23 protein-coding genes and 3 tRNA genes are annotated in these 19,225 nt (G+C 50.9%); 20 read left to right on the forward strand and 6 right to left on the reverse strand.

Annotation, left to right across the window (positions count from 1 at the left end):
• Positions 1-12: 12 nt before the first annotated feature.
• The 5 genes from QUD54_RS07385 (at position 13) to QUD54_RS07405 (ending at position 3,513) form a co-directional block, all read left to right on the forward strand.
• The gene (locus QUD54_RS07385; protein ID WP_286338027.1) at positions 13-1,407 is read left to right on the forward strand and encodes a DegQ family serine endoprotease; all 1,395 of its coding nucleotides are present in this window, start codon (positions 13-15) and stop codon (positions 1,405-1,407) included.
• Positions 1,408-1,415: 8 nt separating this feature from the next.
• Positions 1,416-2,090, forward strand: a complete 675-nt coding sequence (locus tag QUD54_RS07390; RefSeq protein ID WP_286336114.1) for a response regulator transcription factor — start codon at positions 1,416-1,418, stop codon at positions 2,088-2,090.
• The gene (locus QUD54_RS07395; RefSeq protein WP_286336115.1) at positions 2,087-3,301 is read left to right on the forward strand and encodes an ArsS family sensor histidine kinase; all 1,215 of its coding nucleotides are present in this window, start codon (positions 2,087-2,089) and stop codon (positions 3,299-3,301) included. Before QUD54_RS07390 ends, QUD54_RS07395 begins: the two co-directional genes overlap by 4 nt.
• Positions 3,302-3,331: 30 nt before the next feature.
• Positions 3,332-3,407: transfer RNA gene (locus QUD54_RS07400), tRNA-Lys, on the forward strand.
• A gap of 29 nt (positions 3,408-3,436) precedes the next feature.
• Positions 3,437-3,513 (forward strand) — tRNA-Asp (locus QUD54_RS07405).
• Between the two features lie 3 nt (positions 3,514-3,516).
• On the opposite strand, the gene QUD54_RS07410 is transcribed toward QUD54_RS07405, so the two are convergent.
• From QUD54_RS07410 to QUD54_RS07425, 4 genes are read right to left on the reverse strand one after another with little or no spacing between them, the layout of a single operon-like run.
• The gene (locus tag QUD54_RS07410; protein WP_286336116.1) at positions 3,517-4,296 is read right to left on the reverse strand and encodes a YdcF family protein; all 780 of its coding nucleotides are present in this window, start codon (positions 4,294-4,296) and stop codon (positions 3,517-3,519) included.
• Entirely contained in the window at positions 4,293-5,288 is a 996-nt protein-coding gene (purM, locus tag QUD54_RS07415) for a phosphoribosylformylglycinamidine cyclo-ligase (protein WP_286336117.1), read from the reverse strand. Before purM ends, QUD54_RS07410 begins: the two co-directional genes overlap by 4 nt.
• Complete coding sequence (locus tag QUD54_RS07420; RefSeq protein WP_286336118.1) at positions 5,281-5,520, reverse strand: phosphoribosylaminoimidazole synthetase; 240 nt, start codon at positions 5,518-5,520, stop codon at positions 5,281-5,283. The genes purM and QUD54_RS07420 overlap by 8 nt, the downstream gene beginning before the upstream one ends.
• 42 nt (positions 5,521-5,562) lie before the next feature.
• Positions 5,563-5,868 carry an MTH1187 family thiamine-binding protein gene (locus tag QUD54_RS07425; RefSeq protein WP_286336119.1) on the reverse strand — a complete coding sequence of 102 codons (306 nt, stop codon included), beginning with the start codon at positions 5,866-5,868 and terminating at the stop codon, positions 5,563-5,565.
• A gap of 30 nt (positions 5,869-5,898) precedes the next feature.
• Here QUD54_RS07425 and QUD54_RS07430 point away from each other — a divergent pair, with 30 nt between their 5' ends.
• The 5 genes from QUD54_RS07430 (at position 5,899) to QUD54_RS07450 (ending at position 9,319) form a co-directional block, all read left to right on the forward strand.
• Positions 5,899-6,225: a hypothetical protein gene (locus QUD54_RS07430; protein WP_286336120.1), complete on the forward strand. Its 327-nt coding sequence runs from the start codon at positions 5,899-5,901 to the stop codon at positions 6,223-6,225.
• A 61-nt stretch (positions 6,226-6,286) separates the two neighbouring features.
• Positions 6,287-7,102 carry a spermine/spermidine synthase domain-containing protein gene (locus QUD54_RS07435; RefSeq protein ID WP_286336121.1) on the forward strand — a complete coding sequence of 272 codons (816 nt, stop codon included), beginning with the start codon at positions 6,287-6,289 and terminating at the stop codon, positions 7,100-7,102.
• Positions 7,102-7,692 carry a dephospho-CoA kinase gene (coaE, locus tag QUD54_RS07440; protein WP_286336122.1) on the forward strand — a complete coding sequence of 197 codons (591 nt, stop codon included), beginning with the start codon at positions 7,102-7,104 and terminating at the stop codon, positions 7,690-7,692. Before QUD54_RS07435 ends, coaE begins: the two co-directional genes overlap by 1 nt.
• A 96-nt stretch (positions 7,693-7,788) precedes the next feature.
• Entirely contained in the window at positions 7,789-8,541 is a 753-nt protein-coding gene (gene dapF, locus QUD54_RS07445) for a diaminopimelate epimerase (protein ID WP_286336123.1), read from the forward strand.
• Positions 8,534-9,319, forward strand: coding sequence for a glucosaminidase domain-containing protein (locus QUD54_RS07450; RefSeq protein ID WP_286336124.1), 786 nt, complete (start codon positions 8,534-8,536; stop codon positions 9,317-9,319). The genes dapF and QUD54_RS07450 overlap by 8 nt, the downstream gene beginning before the upstream one ends.
• 30 nt (positions 9,320-9,349) lie before the next feature.
• Here the strand turns inward: QUD54_RS07450 and prfA are convergent, their stop codons facing one another.
• Both prfA and rpsT read right to left on the reverse strand, forming a co-directional pair.
• Positions 9,350-10,417 carry a peptide chain release factor 1 gene (gene prfA / locus QUD54_RS07455; RefSeq protein ID WP_286336125.1) on the reverse strand — a complete coding sequence of 356 codons (1,068 nt, stop codon included), beginning with the start codon at positions 10,415-10,417 and terminating at the stop codon, positions 9,350-9,352.
• A 22-nt stretch (positions 10,418-10,439) separates the two neighbouring features.
• Positions 10,440-10,709 carry a 30S ribosomal protein S20 gene (gene rpsT / locus QUD54_RS07460; RefSeq protein ID WP_286336126.1) on the reverse strand — a complete coding sequence of 90 codons (270 nt, stop codon included), beginning with the start codon at positions 10,707-10,709 and terminating at the stop codon, positions 10,440-10,442.
• 93 nt (positions 10,710-10,802) lie between these two features.
• On the opposite strand from rpsT, the gene glmM reads away from it, so the two are divergent.
• The 10 genes from glmM (at position 10,803) to QUD54_RS07510 (ending at position 19,189) form a co-directional block, all read left to right on the forward strand.
• Positions 10,803-12,143, forward strand: a complete 1,341-nt coding sequence (glmM, locus tag QUD54_RS07465) for a phosphoglucosamine mutase (protein WP_286336127.1) — start codon at positions 10,803-10,805, stop codon at positions 12,141-12,143.
• On the forward strand, positions 12,136-12,576 hold the full coding sequence (gene lspA, locus QUD54_RS07470; protein WP_286336128.1) for a signal peptidase II: 441 nt from the start codon (positions 12,136-12,138) through the stop codon (positions 12,574-12,576). The genes glmM and lspA overlap by 8 nt, the downstream gene beginning before the upstream one ends.
• 95 nt (positions 12,577-12,671) lie before the next feature.
• Positions 12,672-12,747: transfer RNA gene (locus QUD54_RS07475), tRNA-Val, on the forward strand.
• Between the two features lie 133 nt (positions 12,748-12,880).
• Positions 12,881-14,704, forward strand: a complete 1,824-nt coding sequence (gene thrS / locus QUD54_RS07480) for a threonine--tRNA ligase (protein WP_286336129.1) — start codon at positions 12,881-12,883, stop codon at positions 14,702-14,704.
• Positions 14,701-15,234: a translation initiation factor IF-3 gene (infC, locus tag QUD54_RS07485; RefSeq protein WP_286336130.1), complete on the forward strand. Its 534-nt coding sequence runs from the start codon at positions 14,701-14,703 to the stop codon at positions 15,232-15,234. The genes thrS and infC overlap by 4 nt, the downstream gene beginning before the upstream one ends.
• A 147-nt stretch (positions 15,235-15,381) precedes the next feature.
• Positions 15,382-15,579: a 50S ribosomal protein L35 gene (rpmI, locus tag QUD54_RS07490; RefSeq protein ID WP_286336131.1), complete on the forward strand. Its 198-nt coding sequence runs from the start codon at positions 15,382-15,384 to the stop codon at positions 15,577-15,579.
• A 139-nt stretch (positions 15,580-15,718) separates the two neighbouring features.
• A complete protein-coding gene (gene rplT, locus QUD54_RS07495) occupies positions 15,719-16,075 on the forward strand; it encodes a 50S ribosomal protein L20 (RefSeq protein WP_286336132.1) in 357 nt (118 codons plus the stop codon).
• Between the two features lie 102 nt (positions 16,076-16,177).
• Positions 16,178-16,420 carry a ComEA family DNA-binding protein gene (locus tag QUD54_RS07500; protein WP_286336133.1) on the forward strand — a complete coding sequence of 81 codons (243 nt, stop codon included), beginning with the start codon at positions 16,178-16,180 and terminating at the stop codon, positions 16,418-16,420.
• A 6-nt stretch (positions 16,421-16,426) separates the two neighbouring features.
• The gene (locus QUD54_RS07505) at positions 16,427-17,476 is read left to right on the forward strand and encodes an NAD-dependent epimerase (protein WP_286336134.1); all 1,050 of its coding nucleotides are present in this window, start codon (positions 16,427-16,429) and stop codon (positions 17,474-17,476) included.
• Positions 17,477-17,515: 39 nt separating this feature from the next.
• Entirely contained in the window at positions 17,516-19,189 is a 1,674-nt protein-coding gene (locus QUD54_RS07510; RefSeq protein WP_286336135.1) for an ABC transporter ATP-binding protein/permease, read from the forward strand.
• The last annotated feature ends 36 nt before the right edge of the window (positions 19,190-19,225 follow it).

Raw genomic sequence — 19,225 nt, forward strand, 5'->3', positions numbered from 1 at the left:
CGTTTCACAATGATTCAAAAAACATTGCTTGTTTCTACCGTATTGGCAGCTTCGCTGATGGCGGGAAGCATAAACTTCAAAGAGGCTCCGGCCGCGACTCGGGTGATGCCGGAAGCGGGCAAGGTTCTGTCGTTCAACAGGGCGATCGAGCATGCGAGCAAATGCGTCGTCAACATTTCGGCCAAAAAACGGGTGCGCCAGAATATCCCGCAGGCGTTTATGGACCCCTTCTTCCGACAGTTTTTCAATATGCCATTCGGGCAGATGATGCCCAGAGAACGTATCCAAAGGTCTCTGGGGTCCGGTGTCGTCGTCACTTCGGACGGTTACATCATCACAAACAACCATGTCGTCGACGGGGCCGATGAGGTGCATGTAACCCTTCCGGGAAGCTCCAAAGAGTATACGGCGAAGATTGTCGGGAGCGATCCGAAAACCGATATCGCCGTCATCAAGATCGATGCGCGAGATCTTCCGACAATCCAGGTGGGCGATTCCGATGCGCTGAAAACCGGTGACCTGGTCTTCGCCATCGGCAACCCTTTCGGAGTCGGAGAGAGCGTGAGCCAGGGAATCATTTCGGCACTTGGAAAAGACAGTGTCGGGATCAACCAGTACGAAAATTTCATCCAGACCGATGCGGCGATCAACCCGGGCAACAGTGGCGGGGCGCTGGTCGACAGCCGTGGCGTTCTGATCGGTATCAACAGTGCCATCATCACCCGCAGCGGTGCCAATAACGGGATCGGATTCGCGATCCCCGTCAATATGGTCAAACGCGTGGCGACGCAGTTGATCGAACACGGTAAAGTGGAGTATGGCTACCTTGGTGTCAGTATCAGTAATCTGACCCCCGATCTGCAAAAAGTCTACAAAAACAAGGAGGGTGCCGTTATCCTCGATGTCGAGAAGGATGCCCCCGCCGCCAAGGCGGGCCTGAGGCGCGGCGACCTGATTATCAAAGTCGACGAGACACCGATCAAGGATGCCAGCGATCTGAAAAACGCGATCGGGTCGATTCCGCCTGGCAAAGAGGTGACACTCACATATGAACGCAACAAAAGTGTCAAAACGATTAAAGTGAAGCTGGCGAAATTTCCGGAGTCCAAACTCAAAGTCGAAGGGGACAAAGGGTTTGTCGACGGGTTGACATTGCAGAATATCACACCGCAGATTCGAAATCAGATCGGTATTCCCGATGATATTCAAGGTGTGATCGTCTCCGAAGTGAAACCGGAGAGCAAAGCCGATAAAGCGGGTTTTATGCCCGGAGACATTATCATTCAGATTGAAGATACGATGATCAAAGATGTGGCCGATGTCGAGCGTGCGATGAAGAAATATCCCGGAAGCAAACGGGTCTATATCAATCGAAGAGGCATGATCCGCATTCTGGTCGTCGATTAGGGAGAGACATGGTCAAGGTGTTGATGATCGAGGACGATGAAGAGCTTGCGGAGATTCTGAGCGAATATCTGCAGCGTTTCAACATCGAAACGGTAAGCGTCTCCGATCCTTTTTTGGGTCTGAGCGAACTCGAAACGCAACCGTTCGACCTGGTGATCCTCGACCTTACGCTTCCGGGTATGGACGGCCTGGAGGTGTGCGAACAGATCCGCAAAAAAAACAACATCCCCATTATCATCTCCTCTGCCAGAAACGATCTGACCGACAAGATCGTGGGGCTCGAAAAGGGGGCCGACGACTACCTCCCCAAGCCCTACGACCCCAGAGAGCTGGTGGCCCGCATCAAGACGATTCTCCGCCGCATCGGGCGAGAAAAGAGCGACGAGGGGCAAAAGGGGAGCGAACTGAAGCTCGATCCGGTGACGAAAATGATCTATTTCCGGGGGGAGCCGCTCCATCTGACCGCAGCCGAATACGGCATTCTCGCCTATTTGCTCGAACATGCCAACGAGGTGGTCTCCAGAGAAGACCTCATCTACAGTGTCGATGCGATTCATGAAGAGAGTTCGCTCAAGAGCATCGACGTCATCATCAGCCGTATCCGGCACAAACTGGAAGACAATCCCAAGCAGCCACGCTTCATACGGTCAGTTCGCGGGCTGGGGTACCGGCTCACTCCATGAGACGCGTTTCGATTTTCGTCTTTATCGCGGCGATTTTCGCGATCGCCTTTCTCGCGGCCGGTACGGCTTTCTACTTCTACGGCGTCAACGACAAGTATCGCCATTCGCAGATGATGGTGCAGCGAAATATCCTCTTTGCACAAAATATCCTGCTGCGGCTCGAGCGGGGCAACATGGCCGAACAGATCGAAGAGACGGCCCGAAAGTACGGAATGAAGTGGGTCAAAGATGAAAAAGATGGAATCAGGCTGCTCAAGGGTGCGAAACTTCTAGGGCGTCAGCCGACACCGTTCGGGTTTATCGATATGCTTCAAAAAGAGGGCCACATCTATCTTCTGATCAATGCCTTCGGACGGTTGATACTCTTCGAAGATGAGAGGTATAGACCGTATGATCCCAAAGTCGTATGGGTCTACTTCGTTCTGACGGCGTTTGTCATGCTGATGATCTTCTGGGCCATCTGGTTCAAGTTGAGGCCGCTCAAGTCGCTCCAGCAGTGCATTCGAAAGTTTGGAGAGGGAGAGCTCGATATCCATTGCAAGATCGAAGGAAGCGACGAAATTGCGCAGGTCTCTCAGGCGATAGACGAAGCGATCGGACGTATCCGTATGTTGATCAACTCCAGAAACCTATTTATCAGAAATATCATGCATGAGCTGAAGACGCCTCTGACCAAGGGGTTGCTGACAGTTCAGATGCTGCCCGAATCGAAACAGAAGGAGCGGCTCGAACGCATCTTTATGCGCCTGGACAGTACAATCAGCGAATTTGGAACGATCGAACAGCTCAGTAGCGGAAAGTTCCCGCTAAAAATCCGCCCCGTGACGATGGAGGATTTGGTCGACCAGGCGATCGATCTGGCGATGATCGAAAAAGAGCGCGGCAGTTACGATATCGCCCCCGTGCGTATCGAAGCCGATTTCAAGCTTTTGAGTATCGCACTCAAAAATCTGATCGACAATGCGGTCAAATACTCCTCCGATCGGAGCTTCCATCTTGCCGCCGGTAAAGAAGGGATCGTCGTCGAAAGCAGCGGCAATCCACTGGAGTACCCGCTGAGTTACTATATTCAGCCCTATACACAGGGGAACGAGGCGATCAGCGGTCTTGGGCTCGGTCTTTACATTGTTGATATGATCGCCAAAGCGCACGGTTTTAGGTTCGAATACAGATATGAAGGGAAGAAAAACAGATTTATAATCAAATTTTAAAGATTTTGAGGTATAATTTCGGTCTCATATGACCCGTTAGCTCAGCTGGTAGAGCAATTCCCTTTTAAGGAATGGGCCGTTGGTTCGAATCCAACACGGGTCACCACGATAATTTCTATCTGTCTATTCTTTGGTGCGGTGGTAGTTCAGTTGGTTAGAATACCGCCCTGTCACGGCGGGGGTCGCGAGTTCGAGTCTCGTCCACCGCGCCATTCCTACTTGTTTTTCATCTCTCTCAGTTTCACTTTTATCGAACCGAAAAATTCATGCATGGCGCGATAGCTGTTTAACAATGCCCACATCGATGGGAAGAGATCGGTCGACTGAACCCCTTTTTTATCGATGTCCGTATAGAAATTGGTTGCAGCCGGATAGAGGTTTTTCGCACCGGCGAGCCGGAAAAGCGCCAAAGCACGTTTCATATGGTAGGCGGAAGTGACAACGACGATAACCGGTTCCTTTTTGCCGATCATTTTCATCGTCAACTGGGCGTTTTCATAGGTGTCGTGGCTTTTGGTCTCTCCGATGATGGCAAAGTGGTCGGTGAAGTGGTCCGATACGTTGAGGTCCGCTTTCAAGATCGGCTGCAGCGTTTCAAGGGAATCGAGAAGCGCCAGAAACTCGTTGTAGCCATCTTCTCCGTTTCCGCTTACGATAACGGGTATGTCCATTTTTTTCGCAATGCTAAGGCCATAGATCGCCCGTTTGAAAGACTCGTCCATAAGGGGTATCGGCGTACCTCTCCTATTGCCTCCTCCGAGCGTGACGACGGCATCTGCATGATCGGGGAGCTGGGTGGATATGAAGGGCGCTTCATAAAAAGCGAGAAGTCTGTCGGCGATCGGGTGAATGCTGAGCCCGTAAAGAAAGAGCGCGGCTGCGGCAAGCAGCCATCGGAGTTTTTTGGCAAAAAATGCCGAAGCCGCCAGAATGGTGATGAAAAGCCCCGGCGGCAGGAAAAAGGCGGTGAAGATTTTTGAGACGATGTAGATCAAAAGAGTGTGACACCTTTTTCGCCCAGTTTCAACTCGCCGATGAGATATCCGTCGCTATCGGCAAGAACGCTCTCAACATGTTCCGGACTGACGACAAGTACCATACCCACACCCATATTGAAAGTTCTAAACATCTCCTCTTTCTCGACATGTTTGCCGATCAGTTCGAAGATCGGAAGCACTTTGATTTTGGAGGTATCGATGACGGCGTGCATGTTTTCGGGCAGTACGCGTGGCAAATTTTCGACCAATCCCCCACCGGTGATGTGTGCGAGCGCGTTGATGCGCTCTTTCAGCGCTTTGAAAGTCTTGACATAGATGCGCGTCGGTGTCAGCAGCGTGTCGATGAGCGGTTTGCCGTCGAACTCGTCGTCAAATTGCATGTCCAGTTTTTCAAAAAGAAGTTTTCGAACGAGTGAAAAACCGTTGGAGTGGATGCCGCTGCTCGGCAGGGCGACAAGGAGGTCTCCCTCTTTGACATGAGCGAGTCGGTTCATTTCGCTCTTTTCGGCGATACCGACCGAAAAGCCGGCGAGATCGAAATCTTCTTCGCTGTACATTCCGGGCATCTCCGCCGTTTCGCCGCCGATCAGGGCGCATTCGCTCTGGCGGCACCCTTCCGCGATCCCTTCGACGACCGCTTTGGCATCTTCGACTTTCAGTTTGCCCGTGGCGTAGTAGTCGAGGAAGAAGAGGGGGGTTCCGAAGTTGCAGATGAGATCGTTGACACACATCGCGACAAGGTCGACACCGACCGTGTCCAGCTTCTTGCTCTCGATTGCGAGTTTCAGTTTCGTTCCCACGCCGTCGGTAGCGGCGAGCATCACAGGCTCTTTGTATCCTCCAGGCAGGGCGTAGGCGCCGGCGAACGAGCCGATACCGCCGATCACATTCTTGTCGAACGTCGACTTGACGGCGGGTTTGATCGCTTCGACAAAAGCGTTGCCCGCGTCGATATCGACACCGGCGTCTTTGTAGCTGACATTACTCATCGTCACTCTTTTCTTTATCCCATTTGCAAGGTCCGAAAACTTTGTTGAAGAACCATAGAGAGGGGCAGAAGTTGGTGAAAGCCCAGACCAGCATCATGATCATGATGAAGACCTGCAACGCTACGCCGATTTTAAAAGAGAGGGCGTCGCCTGCAGCGCCCTGCGCCAGGAACATCAAGGCGATTCCAAGCATGATCGCGGTCAAAATACGTTGAACTTTTTCAGCACACATCGTGTTGCCTCCATTACGAAAAATTTGTAAAATTATATCATATTAAGTATCGGACAGATGTTTTTGAATCGAAGCGATCTTCTGCCTCATCCGCCCCGATTTTCCTTTGCGTATATCCATCTTGATCGTCGTATAGACACGGTTGCAGTCGGGTTCCAGGACGGAATAGGCGAGGTTGATCACGTTTGTAGCCTCTTCGACCGTATCGCATTCGAAAATGGTACCCATCGGTGTGAGCTGGTGCTCGATACCGTGCTCCCTGAAAATTTTCATAATACGGCTGACATAAGCGCTTACACTCTCGCCTTTGTCGGTCGGAAACATCGCAAACTCTACCAGTGCACTCATATTCTCTCCTTAACAGTTTTTCGTTATTATATGCAACTTATATTTTGGATGGTTTTCATCGTGAGACAAAGCGGTAAAGTTCAGCTTCTATTTTGGCTTTTTTCGTTCTCTATAATGCTCTTTGTCTGGATCCTCTGGACAGTGGTTCAGACCTTTATCCTGACAGAACCGCAGATGGAGCTTCCTCAGGAGAGAGTTGCGCTCATCTTCATCCTTTACGGGATTTTGGTCCTCTTTGTACTTGCCGGCACCGTTGTTTCGATATTTATCAACAACAAACGCTATACCAATCGTTTCGGCGCGCTCTTTCTGGTTATATTTATATCCTTTCTTGCCGGAAAAAGTATCTTCGGATAGTTAAAACCGCTTTAAAGCGATTTTGATACAATCATTCCAATTTTAAAATCTGGAGCGAGATATGTGGTTGACTCAGGGAGTCGTTGATATTGTAAAAAACGAAATCAAGGTGAAAGAGAAGCTGTTTGAGCGAGATGGTGTCGAAGTTTTCGATTCTGGTTATTTCGGAAAAATTCTTGTCGCCGACGATGTGGCGCTCTACTGCGAGCACGACAGTATGATGCGTCACGAGATAGCGGCACATACCGCCATGTGCTCACACGAGGAACCCAGGCGTGTTCTCGTCGTCGATGGCGGAGACGGAGCGATTGCGGCGGAGCTGTTGAAACACAAAGATATCACGATCGATGTCGTCGAGCGCGACAAGGATATCGTCGATGCGGCGAAAGCTTTCGGCCGTTACGACAAGGTGTTCGACGATGCGCGTGTCAATCTGACGGTTGGCGATACACTCTCGTTTCTCGCCGAAGCGAAAGAGGGGACGTACGACATCGTCATTGTCAACCGTTTCGACGAGATCTATCTCAATGACAAAGCCGTTATGGCACATGTCAACCGTATATTGACAGAAAAAGGTCTGGTCGTCATGGATGCAAGCAGCCAGCTTTTCGATATGGCAGGACACAAAGAGGTGCTGTCGGCCCTTTGCGACGCGTTCAAGATCGTCATGCCGTTCCGCTACACCTCGATGGTTCGCACCGGAAATGAACAGTGGTTCGCACTCGGCAGCAAGTTTTTCCATCCGACAGCCGATGTCAATCTTCAGCGTGCCGACCTGACCGACGGATTCGAGTGGTATAACAGCGATATCCATATCGCCCAGTTCGCACTGCCGACTGCGACATTCGATCTCTTGAAAGAGCATATCAAACGCTAATGGCATTCAAGCACGCAGTCGCCCTCACGGGTGGTATCGCCAGCGGCAAATCGACCGCCTGCAACCTTCTGAAGCTCTATGGCCTGCGCATCATCGATGCCGATGCGATCGCACGTCAGATACTCGACGACGAAGCCGATGCGGTGGCCGAACTTTTCGGAGACGAATATGTCGCCGACGGGAAGGTCGACCGCAAGCGACTCGGTCAGCTGATCTTCTCGGACAAAGAGGCCCGCAAGCAGCTCGAGGTGCTTCTGCATCCTAAAATCCGTGAAGAGATTGTCCGCCAGAGCGAAGTTCAGGATAGGCTCGGAGGACCGTATATTGTCGATATTCCCCTCTTTTTCGAAACGGGCAGTTACCCGATCGAAAAGGTCATCGTCGTCTATGCCCCGCGCGAAACCCAGAAAAAGAGGCTGATCGAACGTGAAGGGCTTGGCGAAGAGGAGGCGGAAGCGCGTCTGAATGCACAGATCGATATCGAAGAGAAACGAAAAAAGGCGACATGGGTCATCGACAATAGCCAAAACCTTAAACATCTACAGCGTGAAACGGAACGCATCTTCAACCAGATCACCAATTCAAGGTAATCCAATTAATAATCCCGCTTAATATAAGCAACTCTTAAGCTATGGTATAATCGCGCCAATTTTATTCCGGGCTCTCCGGAGTGTTGGGAGGCTGTGATGACCGTAGCGAAATATTCTGCAAGCGGCAACGACTTTGTCATATTTCATACCTTTGTCAAGAAAGAGCGAAACGGATTGGCGCAAACGCTTTGTCATCGACAAGAAGGCGTGGGTGCGGATGGGCTGATCGTACTGCTTCCGCATGAGAGATATGACTTCGAGTGGCAGTTTTACAATGCCGATGGCAGTGTCGCCGCCATGTGCGGCAACGGAAGCCGCGCCGCTGCACACTACGCTTTCAGCCGTGGTCTGGCGCCGAACCGGATGCGTTTTTTGACAGGTGCCGGCGTCATCGAAGCCGAAGTTGACGGCAGCATTGTCACCAGCGAGCTGACACCGCCGCAAATCATTGACAAAAATATCGAAGCATTTGAAAAAACATGGTGGCTGGTCGATACGGGAGTGCCTCATCTTGTCGCATTCGTTGACAAGGTCGACAGTTTCGATCTTCGGGAGGCGAGGGAGCTTCGCCGGCAATACGATGCCAATGTCAATATTGCAGCGATCGAAGGGGGCCTTCTTCGTGTCCGCACGTATGAAAGAGGCGTGGAAAACGAGACATTGGCGTGCGGAACCGGAATGGCGGCGTGCTTTTATCGCGGAAACCAAGAAGGCAAAGTGGGTGACTGCATCGCCGTAATGCCTGCAAGCGGCGAAAGGCTTGAACTTGCAAAAAAAGGGGACACCTTGACACTCAAAGGCGAAGTGCGTCATACATTCGACGCGATGATGGAGCGAGATTTTGACTAAGCTGATAACGGGATTTCTGCTGACTTCGGCGCTTCTTTTTGCCGATGCGTTCAAGTCGTTTCCAAAAACATACTATACGATCAAAGAGAGCGAAAAGCAGAAAGAGATGTTCGTAAAAATTCTCTATCCGCTTATTTTGCAGGAGGAAGAGAAGATTGGAAAAGAGCGTCGGTTCGTCGAGACGTTTTTTGCCAAATTTCAAAAAGAGGGCATCGTCACGCCGGATGAGATAAAAAGACTCGAACGTCTGGCAAAAAAGTACCGCATCAAATCGCTCTATGACAAAGAGGCGTATCTCAAGCGAATCGATACGGTTCCCGTTTCGATGGTACTTGCCCAGGCCTCCATCGAGAGTAACTGGGGGAAGAGCCGTTTCGCCCGCGAAGCGAACAATCTTTTCGGGGAGTGGACCTGGGGGAAAAGGGGTATCGTCCCGAAAAACCGTCCCGAGGGGGAGCGCTACAAAATACGCATCTTCGACTCGCTCGAAGACTCCATCGCCTCCTATATGCGCAATCTCAACCGACACTGGGCCTACAAAGCGTTCAGGGAAGCGCGGTATGAAGCGAGAAAAGCGGGAAAACCGTTCGGGGGGTTTGTCGCGGCAGCCTATCTGACCCACTATTCTCAACTCGGCGAAAAATATACGCATATGGTGAAACGAACCATCGAAAAGTACGCATGGGATCTTTACGATTTGCAGGAAAATGCACCGAATATCGCCTTCGGCAACGAGATGGTCATGCTCTCCAAAGAGATTTACAGAGGGTTACAATAAGATAATGGGAGCAGTGCGAGCGAAAGCGGGTCAAAGTCCCGCTTCTTTGATCGCCTCGGCCTGGAAGTGGGCGATGAGAGGCTCGATAATCTCGTCGAGCAGCCCGCCCTCCATGATTTCGTTCAGCCGGTAGAGTGTCAGGCCGATACGGTGGTCGGTGATACGGTTCTGCGGGTAGTTGTATGTGCGGATGCGCTCGCTTCGGTCGCCTGAACCGACCTGTGCCTTGCGGTCGGCGCTGCTGGCGGCCAGCTGCTCCTGCAGATGCTTTTCATAAACACGCGCTTTGAGAATTTTGAGCGCTTTCTCTTTGTTTTTGTGCTGCGACTTCTCATCCTGCATCGCGACGACGATACCCGTGGGGATGTGGGTGATGCGCACGGCCGAGTCGGTCGTGTTGACCGACTGCCCACCGCATCCGCTGGAACGGTAGACATCGATCTTGAGGTCGTTCGGATTGATCTGGACATCGACATCTTCGACTTCGGGAAGTACGGCGACCGTTACGGCCGAGGTGTGGATACGTCCCTGAGACTCCGTCGCGGGAACCCGCTGAACCCGGTGTGTTCCCGCTTCGTACTTGAGTCGGCTGTAAACCTTCTCTCCCTTGATGAGTGCAACGATCTCTTTGTAGCCACCCGCTTCGCTCTCGCTGGAGCTCTCGATCACAATTTTCCAACCTTTGTTTTCGGCATAGCGTACATAGGCTTTGAAAAGGTCTCCGACAAAGAGTGCCGCCTCGTCACCACCCGTTCCGGCACGGATTTCGAGGTAGATGTTTTTGTCGTCGTTGGGATCTTTGGGGATGAGCAGAAGTTTGATCTCTTCGTTCATCTTCTCGAGCTGCGGTTCAAGCTCCTTGAGCTCTTCGGCCGCCAGCTCTCCAAGCTCCGGGTCGCCAAGCAGCGACTTGTTCTCTTCGATCGCCTCGACGGTTGCGATGTAGGCTTTCGCTTTCTCCACGAGGGGTTCGAGATCGGACTGCTCCTTGGAGAGGGCGGTCATCTGCTTGATGTCGTTCGTGATGTCGGGAGAGCTTAAAAGGGTGTTGATTTCGTTATAGCGGTCGATAAATGGTTGTAGTTTTTCTCGTAGCATCAGTTTGCCTCAGGCGCGCGGGTTACGCGGCGCTGAGTGCATTGACTTTGGACTGGAGGCGGCTCACTTTGCGTGAAGCGGTGTTTTTCTTGAGGATCCCCTTGCTGACATACTTGTGCAGTTCGCGGTTGGCGATCTTCATCGCTTCGACCGCTGCCTCTTTGTCGCCCGCTTCGACCGCTGCCAAAACAGCCTTGGTGATGTTCTTGATACGTGTTTTGTAGTATCGGTTGCGTGCTGTGCGCTTTACAGTTTGGCGGATACGTTTTATCGCTGATTTGTGATGTGCCATATGGTATAATCCTTGTCATTAGAAAATTTTGGGAATCATACCTTAAAATTTATTAAATTTAAATTAAATGTAAGATTTCTGCAAGGGAGAAAAATGAAACTGTTTGGGACAGACGGGGTTCGCGGACTGGCCGGCAAAGAGCTCGATGCCTTTGTGGCGATGAAACTCGCGATGGCGGCAGGCATCTACTTTAGAAAACATGCAAAAACCAACAAGATCCTGGTGGGTAAAGATACGCGCCGAAGCGGCTATATGATCGAGAACGCCCTGGTCAGCGGCTTGACGGCTGTTGGCTACAATGTGATCCAGATCGGCCCGATGCCAACACCCGCGATCGCCTTTTTGACCGAGAATATGCGGTGTGATGCGGGGATCATGATCAGTGCCAGCCACAATCCCTACGAAGACAACGGAATCAAGTTTTTCGATGCGCGCGGCAACAAGTTGAACGAAAAGGATGAGGCGGCGATCGAGAAGATTTTCTTCGACACGGAACTTCTGATTTCGGAGCAGAAGACGGGCAAAGAGATCGGCTCCTCCAAGCGGATAGACGATGTGATCGGACGCTACATCGTCCAGCTCAAAAACTCTTTCCCCACCGATATGACGCTCAACGACGTGCGTATCGTGCTCGACACGGCCAACGGCGCCGCCTACAAAGTGGCTCCGACCGTTTTTGAAGAGCTGGGTGCCGACGTCATCGTCATCAACAACAAGCCCAACGGGTACAATATCAACGACAACTGCGGTGCGATGCACCCTGAAGCGCTCAGTGAGAAGGTTCGCGAGTACCGTGCCGATATCGGATTCGCGTTCGACGGCGATGCCGACAGACTGGTCGTTGTCGATGAAAAAGGCAATCAGGTCGATGGCGACAAACTGATCGGGGCGCTGGCACTATACCTGAAGAAAGAGGGAAAACTGGAAAACGACTGTATCGTCGCGACGGTCATGAGCAACCAGGGGTTCGAAGATTTTCTGGGAAGACACGGCATCAAGCTCGTACGCTCCAATGTCGGAGACAAATATGTTCTCGAAGAGATGCACAGAAACGGCTGTGTGCTCGGTGGTGAGCAGAGCGGCCATGTCATCTTCAGCGAGTATGCCAAAACGGGCGACGGCCTGGTCACCGCACTGCAGACGATCGCACTGATCCTTCGAAGCGGCAAAAAGGCGAGTGAAGTACTCGACCCGTTCGAGCTCTATCCGCAAAAGCTCGTCAACCTCAAAGTAGCCGAGAAGAAGCCGCTCGAATCGATCGAAGGGCTGAAAGAGAAAGAGGCGGCGATCAGAGCGGACGGATTGCGTTCGCTGATCCGTTACAGCGGCACCGAAAACAAACTCCGGATCCTGCTCGAGGGCAAGAGTGCCAAAAAGATCGAGCAGTGGATGGATGAGCTCGAAACATTCTTCAAAAAAGCGCTCAATGCTTAAGGCGTGGGCCACATTTTTACTTGCCCTGGCGGGCATCTACATAATCGACCAGAATATCAAAGCGATTTTTCTGGCAGGGTGGCGATGGGAAAGCCCTTGTATCTCCCTCACGCTCGTTTTCAACAAGGGGGTCGCCTTTTCGATGTTCGCCTTTCTGGGGCCCTATCTGAAATGGATCCAGCTCGGATTGCTCGCTGGCGTTCTCGGATACATAATACACGGGAAGTATCTGCAGCGCCACAGCCTGCCGCTCGGTATACTTTTCGGTGCGGGCATCAGCAATATCGCCGACCGTTTCATGCATGGCGGCGTGGTCGACTATGTGCATTGGCACTGTGGATTCGATTTTGCCGTCTTCAACTTTGCCGATGTGATGATCGATACGGCGGTGGCGTGGCTGTTGATAGAAAGTTTCTTTTTTAAGAAAAAATAAAAGAATATTTTGTATAATTCCGTCACAAATCTTCAGCACTTCTTCCGGTTTTATGGAAAAAGAGCGAATTTTCTGCTAAACTTACCGCAACGGATGGTCGCGTAGCTCAGTTGGTAGAGCACTACCTTGACATGGTAGTGGTCACAGGTTCAAGTCCTGTCGTGGCCACCATCCCCTTTTTCAAAAGTTAAAAGTTAATAACTAGAAGTTAAAAATTTTAGAAGTATTGTTATGCAAAAATTTTATCGCAAACAATTTTGGTTTTTAACTTTTGACTTTATAACTATATTTTCGAAGGAATTGCTTGGAAGAAAAAGAGATCATTGCCTATAAAGACAAAAACGGGCAGATTATTGACACTCAAACGGCTGCTGAAATGGATTGCAGCGACTGTGAACCTATCTACTTCGACAACTCCCCAGAAGCCCTTGAAGTTATCCGTCACTCCACCGCCCACCTGATGGCACAGGCGATCAAACAACTCTATCCCGAAGCGAAATTTTTTGTCGGTCCCGTCGTCGACGAAGGTTTCTACTACGACTTCCGCGTCGATGAAAAGATCAGCGACAGTGATCTGAAGAAGATCGAAAAGACGATGCAGCAACTGGCGAAGAAGAAGATCGACATCGAGCGCTACTGCATTCCCAAAAGCGAAGCCCAAGAGAAGTTCGCCGGTGACGACCTGAAGCAGGAGGTGATGAAGCGGATCGAAGACGACCGTCTTTGCATCTACCGCCAGGGCGATTTCGAAGACCTCTGCCGCGGGCCGCATGTGCCAAACACCAAATTTCTGCGCAACTTCAAGCTGACACGTGTGGCGGGCGCCTATCTGGGCGGCGATGAGACCAAAGAGATGCTCACGCGCATCTACGGGATCGCTTTCGCCGACAAAGAGAGCCTCAAAGAGTATCTGAAGATGATCGAAGAGGCGAAAAAGCGTGACCACCGCAAACTGGGTACGGAGCTCGGGCTTTTCATGTTCAACGACGAAGCGGGTGCGGGGCTTCCGTTCTGGATGCCCAAAGGGGCACGCCTTCGCGGGAAGATCGAGCAGATTTTGTGGAAAGCGCACCGGCGCCGCGGCTATGAGCCGGTCAGAGGCCCGGAAATTCTGAAAGCCGACATGTGGCGTACGAGCGGCCACTACGCCTGCTACGGCGAAAACATGTACCTGACCGAGATCGACGGGCAGGAGTACGGCATCAAGCCGATGAACTGTATCGGGCATATTCTCATCTACAAGCACGACATGCACAGTTACCGTGAACTGCCGCTCAAATATTTCGAATACGGTGTGGTCCATCGCCACGAGAAGAGCGGTGTGTTGCACGGTCTGCTGCGTGTTCGCGAATTTACGCAAGACGATGCCCATATCTTCTGTACGCCCGAACAGATCAAACCGGTCGTCATCGACGTTCTGGAGTTCGTCGACCGCGTCATGAAGATCTTCGGATTCGAGTACGAGATGGAGATTTCGACGAAACCGGAGAAGGCGATCGGCGACGATGCGATCTGGGAGACAGCGACCAAAGCGCTCAAAGAGGCGCTGGACGAGAACGGTTTCGAATACGGCATCGACGAAGGCGGTGGCGCTTTCTACGGACCGAAGATCGATATCAAGATCACCGATGCGCTGAAACGCAAATGGCAGTGCGGGACGATCCAGGTCGACTTCAACCTTCCCGAGCGTTTCGAGCTGGAGTATGTCGACGAGAACAACGAACGATCGCGTCCGGTGATGATCCACCGCGCGATTTTGGGAAGTTTCGAGCGCTTCATCGCGATCTTGACGGAACACTTCGCCGGCGAGTTCCCGATCTTCATCGCGCCGACGCAGGTGATCTTCGTGCCGATTGCGGAAGACCACGTGGCGTACGCCAAAGAGCTGGCGGCCGAGCTGGCGGAGTTCGACGTCGATTGCGAAATCTACGACAAGAACGAGTCGCTCGCCAAGCGTGTGCGCACGGCCGAGAAACAGAAGGTGCCGATGATCGCCATCATCGGCGACGAAGAGGTCAAAAACCGCAATGTGGCGGTCCGCGACCGAAGAAAACGCGAGCAGTACGACCTGAGCGCGGAAGAATTTATCAAACTCATCAAGGAGCAGACAAGTGAGGTTAGGATTTGAGTAAGAAAAACGATGTAATCATGAACGAAGATATCAGAGCCCGTGAGGTTCGCCTGGTAGGCGATGATGGTACGCAGTATGGCGTGGTCAGCCGTGACGAGGCGCTGAACAAAGCGGCCGATATGGGGCTCGACCTCGTTCTGATTGCACCGCAGGCCAACCCGCCGGTCGCGAAGATCATGGACTACGGCAAGTTCAAGTACCAGCAGGAGAAGAAGAAGAAAGAGGCGAAGAAGAAGCAGAAGCAGATCGAAGTCAAAGAGATCAAGCTCTCCGTCAAGATCGCCCAAAACGACATCAACTACAAAGTCAAGCACGCCAGGGAGTTTCTGGAGCAGGGCAAGCATGTCAAATTCCGCGTCTTCCTGCGCGGTCGCGAAATGGCCAATCCCGAAGCGGGAGTCGAGGTACTCAAATCGGTCTGGCCGATGGTCGAGGATATCGCCGAGCTTGAAAAAGGGCCGTTTCACGAAGGGCGCTACATCAACATGTATGTCGTCCCCAAAAAAGACGCTCAGTCCAAAAAGTAGTGCAGGGGTTGTTTTTGAAAACGCGGAAATTTCCCGCGTTTTGCCTTTCGCTTCTTTTTTGATATAATTACGCCCCTATTTTTGCACGCGAAAAAACCGCCCAAGGGTGTGTTTTTTGCCGTGTTTATCTTACAAAGGAGGAAGTTCATGCCTAAAATGAAGACGGTACGCGGCGCTGCAAAGCGTTTCAAAGTCAAAAAAAGCGGCAAAATCAAACGCGGATCCGCGTTTCGAAGCCACATTCTGACTAAAATGAGCCAGAAGCGCAAGCGCAAACTTCGCTCGGCACAGTATGTTGCTGAAGTCGATGCACCGCGCGTAAAAGCGATGCTCGGCCAAAAATAAGCAAGGGTAAACCAGTTAAAGCGTTCCCCGAAACGTACAATAGATGTACATGAACGGGCAAGTCCGGCCAGATTGTCCAGTAAAATGGTCCGGCACCTTGACATCGAAGAAGATGAAATAGGTAAAGAAAGGAAAGCATATGCCACGAGTAAAAACAGGAGTCGTACGCCGACGCCGACACAAAAAGATTCTGAAGCTTGCCAAAGGCTTCTACAGCGGACGAAGAAAACACTTCAGAAAAGCGAAAGAGCAGGTTGAAAGAAGCCTGGTTTACGCATACCGCGACAGAAAACAGAAAAAACGAGAGTTCAGAAAACTCTGGATTATCCGTATCAACGCAGCGTGCCGTCTGAACGATATGAACTACTCCACATTTATGCACGGGCTCAAAAAAGCCGGTATCGAGCTGGATAGAAAAATCCTGGCCGATATGGCGATGAACAACCCTGCAGCATTTACAAAAATCGTCGAGCAGTCCAAAGCCGCTCTGGCGTAACAGAAACAGCCTCCGAGCGGGGCTGTTTTTTCCCGCTTCATCTCTTAATAACATTCTCCGTTTTTGATATAATGTTCCATCTTGTTGTATGGAGCTTTACCGATGTATAAATACCTCGCCGTTTTTCTTATGAGTATCCTTTCGTTGATGGCCGCGATCAATATCAATACCGCCGACATCACAACGCTGACGCATATCAAAGGGATCGGACCGTCCAAAGCGAAAGCGATCGTCGAGTATCGAAAAAAGCATGGGCGATTCGAAAGTGTCGAGGAACTCGTCCAGGTCAAAGGAATCGGCAAAAAGAGTTTAGAGAAAATCAAATCCGATATCCCGGTGAAGTAGAGATTTATGAAAATATTGGTAACGGGAACCGCCGGATTCATCGGCTATCATCTGGCAAAACGCCTTCTTGAAGAGGGGCATGAAGTTGTCGGGATCGACAATATCAATGACTATTACGATGTCAACCTCAAATATGGCCGGCTGCGCGAACTCGGGATAGAAGAGCGTGATGTCAGTGCCGGAAAAAGAGTGAAGAGCCGTCGATATGACGGACATGCATTTTATCTGATGGATCTCGCGGACACTCCTGCCATAGAGAGGCTCTTCAAAGAGGAGAAGTTCGATGCGGTCTGCAATCTGGCGGCCCAGGCAGGTGTTCGCTACTCGCTGGAAAACCCCATGGCCTACATTCGGAGCAATGTGACCGGTTTTGCCAATATTCTGGAAGGGTGCAGAAATCACGAAGTCGAAAACCTCTGTTACGCCAGCAGTTCGAGTGTCTACGGGCTCAACAAATCGATGCCTTTCCGCGTCAGCGACAGTGTCGACCATCCGGTAAGCCTCTACGCCGCGACGAAAAAGGGCAACGAATTGATGGCACACACCTACAGTCACCTTTACGGTATTCGTACCACGGGTCTTCGTTTCTTCACTGTCTACGGCCCATGGGGACGCCCCGACATGGCCCCGATGCTCTTCGCCGACGCCATCTTGAACGACCGCCCGATCAACGTCTTCAACTACGGAAAGATGCAGCGTGATTTTACCTATATCGACGATATCGTCGAGGGTGTCGTCAAAGTTATAGAAAATCCGGCAAAGGCGAACGAAGATTTCGATTTTATGCACCCCGACCCGGCCTCTTCCCCTGCTCCGTACCGGGTATACAACATAGGCAACGGCAAACCTGTCAAACTGATGGATTTCATATTGACACTCGAGAAACATCTGGGCAAAAAGGCACAGATGAACATGATGCCGATGCAGCCGGGGGACGTGGAAGCGACCTGGGCCGATACGAGCGCGCTAGAGCGGGATGTCGGTTACAGTCCGTCGACGGATCTGGATAGAGGTATCGAAAAATTTATCGAATGGTATCGTAGCTACTACCTATAGCATATGGAAAAAACCTTATTTAAAAAAATATACGAGCTGTTGGGCGAAAAAGATCGGCATTTTTTCATCACTCTTTTTCTTTTCTCCATCATTGTTTCCTTTGTAGAGATCCTCGGAGTCGCTGCCATTATGCCGTTTATTTCGGTAGCGACGAATTTCGATCTCGTTCAAGAAAAGTGGTATTTCAACTCGCTATACGATCTCTTCGGTTTTTCTGATCCCGTGGATTTCGTCATCGCATTCGGTGTAAGCCTCATAGGCTTTTATATTCTACGCAGCATGATCAACTATCTTTATTTCTATCTGCTTGCACGTTTTTCGAAAGGCCGTTACTATTCCATCGCCCTGAAACTTTTCAAAAAGTATCTCGACCGCAGCTACCGTGACTATATCACTTCCAGTAAAGCAGACCTTATCAAGGTTCTCGTGGCTGAAGGACAGAACATGACACAGGTGCTCTCTTCGCTGCTTTTCATGATGAGTGAAATATTCATTGTCGCCATCATCTACGCGATTCTCCTTTGGATCGACTGGAAAATCACACTGTTGATCACGGTTTTTTTGCTACTAAATTTTGTTGTACTTTTCAAGACGGTCTCCTTTCGGATCAAGGAAGCCGGAAGAGAACGGGAACGACACGAAAGGGATTTTTTCAAAATCGTTCACGGCGTGCTTGGCAATTTCAAGATCATCAAACTAAGCGACACGGGCGAGCGACATATGGCCAAATTTCGGGAAGCGGTGGATCGGCTTTCGAAATCTCGGATCCTCTACGACTCTCTCAGGGAGCTGCCCAGACTCTATCTGGAAGCGGTGGGGTTCATTATCGTTATCTCCATCATTCTCTATTATCTCTACACGACCCGTTCTGATGTCACCGCCTATCTTCCCGTCATTTCGGTCTTTATTCTGGCGCTCTACCGGCTGCTTCCCTCTTTTCACCGGATCTTCGGGGCCTATAACAACATCCTCTACAACTACCGCGCCGTGGAGCAGATTCACGAGGAGATGCTCTACAAAAGCGAGAATTACGGTGACGAACCGGTGAGTTTCTGCAGGAGTATCCGGCTGGAGGGTGTGTGTTTTTGGTATGTACCCGGGAAGAAGGTGCTCAATGGGGTGAATCTGGAGATTCGCAAAGGCGAAAAGATAGGAATTGTGGGTGAAAGCGGCAGTGGAAAGTCGACACTTGTCGACATTCTCATTGGGCTCTACCGTCCGATGGAAGGCATGATTTTTATCGATGATGCGAAACTGGACGAAAGCAATATTCGAAGCTGGCGCAGAAAGATCGGATATATTCCTCAGAAGATCGAACTGATGGAAGGAACGGTGGCCCAAAATGTGGCGCTGGAGGATGAGTATGATGCCATGAGGGTCGAAGAGGTTCTTAGGCAGGCGAGACTGCTCGATTTTTTCAAACATGAGCACGAAGGAATCAAAACTATGATTGGTGAGGATGGCATCAAACTCAGCGGCGGGCAGCGCCAGCGCCTCGCGATTGCCAGGGCTCTCTATCACGATCCCGATATATTGGTACTCGATGAAGCGACTAGTGCGCTGGATATGCAAACCGAAAAGGAGATCATGGAAGAGATCTATGATCTTGGAAGTGAAAAAACAATAATTATCGTTGCCCATAGACGAAGTACTCTTGAAAAGTGTAACTTTATATATGAAGTAAAGAATGGTCTTTTGAAAAAGTGGGACTGAGAAAATTGAAAGTTAAATTACGTTATTTCATTGCTG

Origin of the sequence: Hydrogenimonas cancrithermarum (genome assembly GCF_030296055.1) — a bacterium.
GTDB classification, from domain to species: domain Bacteria; phylum Campylobacterota; class Campylobacteria; order Campylobacterales; family Hydrogenimonadaceae; genus Hydrogenimonas; species Hydrogenimonas cancrithermarum.

Bases quoted from the DNA above. Each gene is read 5' to 3' on its own strand.
- QUD54_RS07390 (WP_286336114.1), top strand. From the start codon at position 1,416: ATGGTCAAGGTGTTGATGATCGAGGACGATGAAGAGCTTGCGGAGATT.
- QUD54_RS07395 (WP_286336115.1), top strand. From the start codon at position 2,087: ATGAGACGCGTTTCGATTTTCGTCTTTATCGCGGCGATTTTCGCGATC.
- purM (WP_286336117.1), bottom strand. From the start codon at position 5,288: ATGAGTAATGTCAGCTACAAAGACGCCGGTGTCGATATCGACGCGGGC.
- QUD54_RS07420 (WP_286336118.1), bottom strand. From the start codon at position 5,520: ATGTGTGCTGAAAAAGTTCAACGTATTTTGACCGCGATCATGCTTGGA.
- QUD54_RS07425 (WP_286336119.1), bottom strand. From the start codon at position 5,868: ATGAGTGCACTGGTAGAGTTTGCGATGTTTCCGACCGACAAAGGCGAG.
- QUD54_RS07430 (WP_286336120.1), top strand. From the start codon at position 5,899: ATGCAACTTATATTTTGGATGGTTTTCATCGTGAGACAAAGCGGTAAA.
- QUD54_RS07435 (WP_286336121.1), top strand. From the start codon at position 6,287: ATGTGGTTGACTCAGGGAGTCGTTGATATTGTAAAAAACGAAATCAAG.
- coaE (WP_286336122.1), top strand. From the start codon at position 7,102: ATGGCATTCAAGCACGCAGTCGCCCTCACGGGTGGTATCGCCAGCGGC.
- dapF (WP_286336123.1), top strand. From the start codon at position 7,789: ATGACCGTAGCGAAATATTCTGCAAGCGGCAACGACTTTGTCATATTT.
- prfA (WP_286336125.1), bottom strand. From the start codon at position 10,417: ATGCTACGAGAAAAACTACAACCATTTATCGACCGCTATAACGAAATC.
- rpsT (WP_286336126.1), bottom strand. From the start codon at position 10,709: ATGGCACATCACAAATCAGCGATAAAACGTATCCGCCAAACTGTAAAG.
- glmM (WP_286336127.1), top strand. From the start codon at position 10,803: ATGAAACTGTTTGGGACAGACGGGGTTCGCGGACTGGCCGGCAAAGAG.
- lspA (WP_286336128.1), top strand. From the start codon at position 12,136: ATGCTTAAGGCGTGGGCCACATTTTTACTTGCCCTGGCGGGCATCTAC.
- rpmI (WP_286336131.1), top strand. From the start codon at position 15,382: ATGCCTAAAATGAAGACGGTACGCGGCGCTGCAAAGCGTTTCAAAGTC.
- rplT (WP_286336132.1), top strand. From the start codon at position 15,719: ATGCCACGAGTAAAAACAGGAGTCGTACGCCGACGCCGACACAAAAAG.
- QUD54_RS07500 (WP_286336133.1), top strand. From the start codon at position 16,178: ATGTATAAATACCTCGCCGTTTTTCTTATGAGTATCCTTTCGTTGATG.
- QUD54_RS07505 (WP_286336134.1), top strand. From the start codon at position 16,427: ATGAAAATATTGGTAACGGGAACCGCCGGATTCATCGGCTATCATCTG.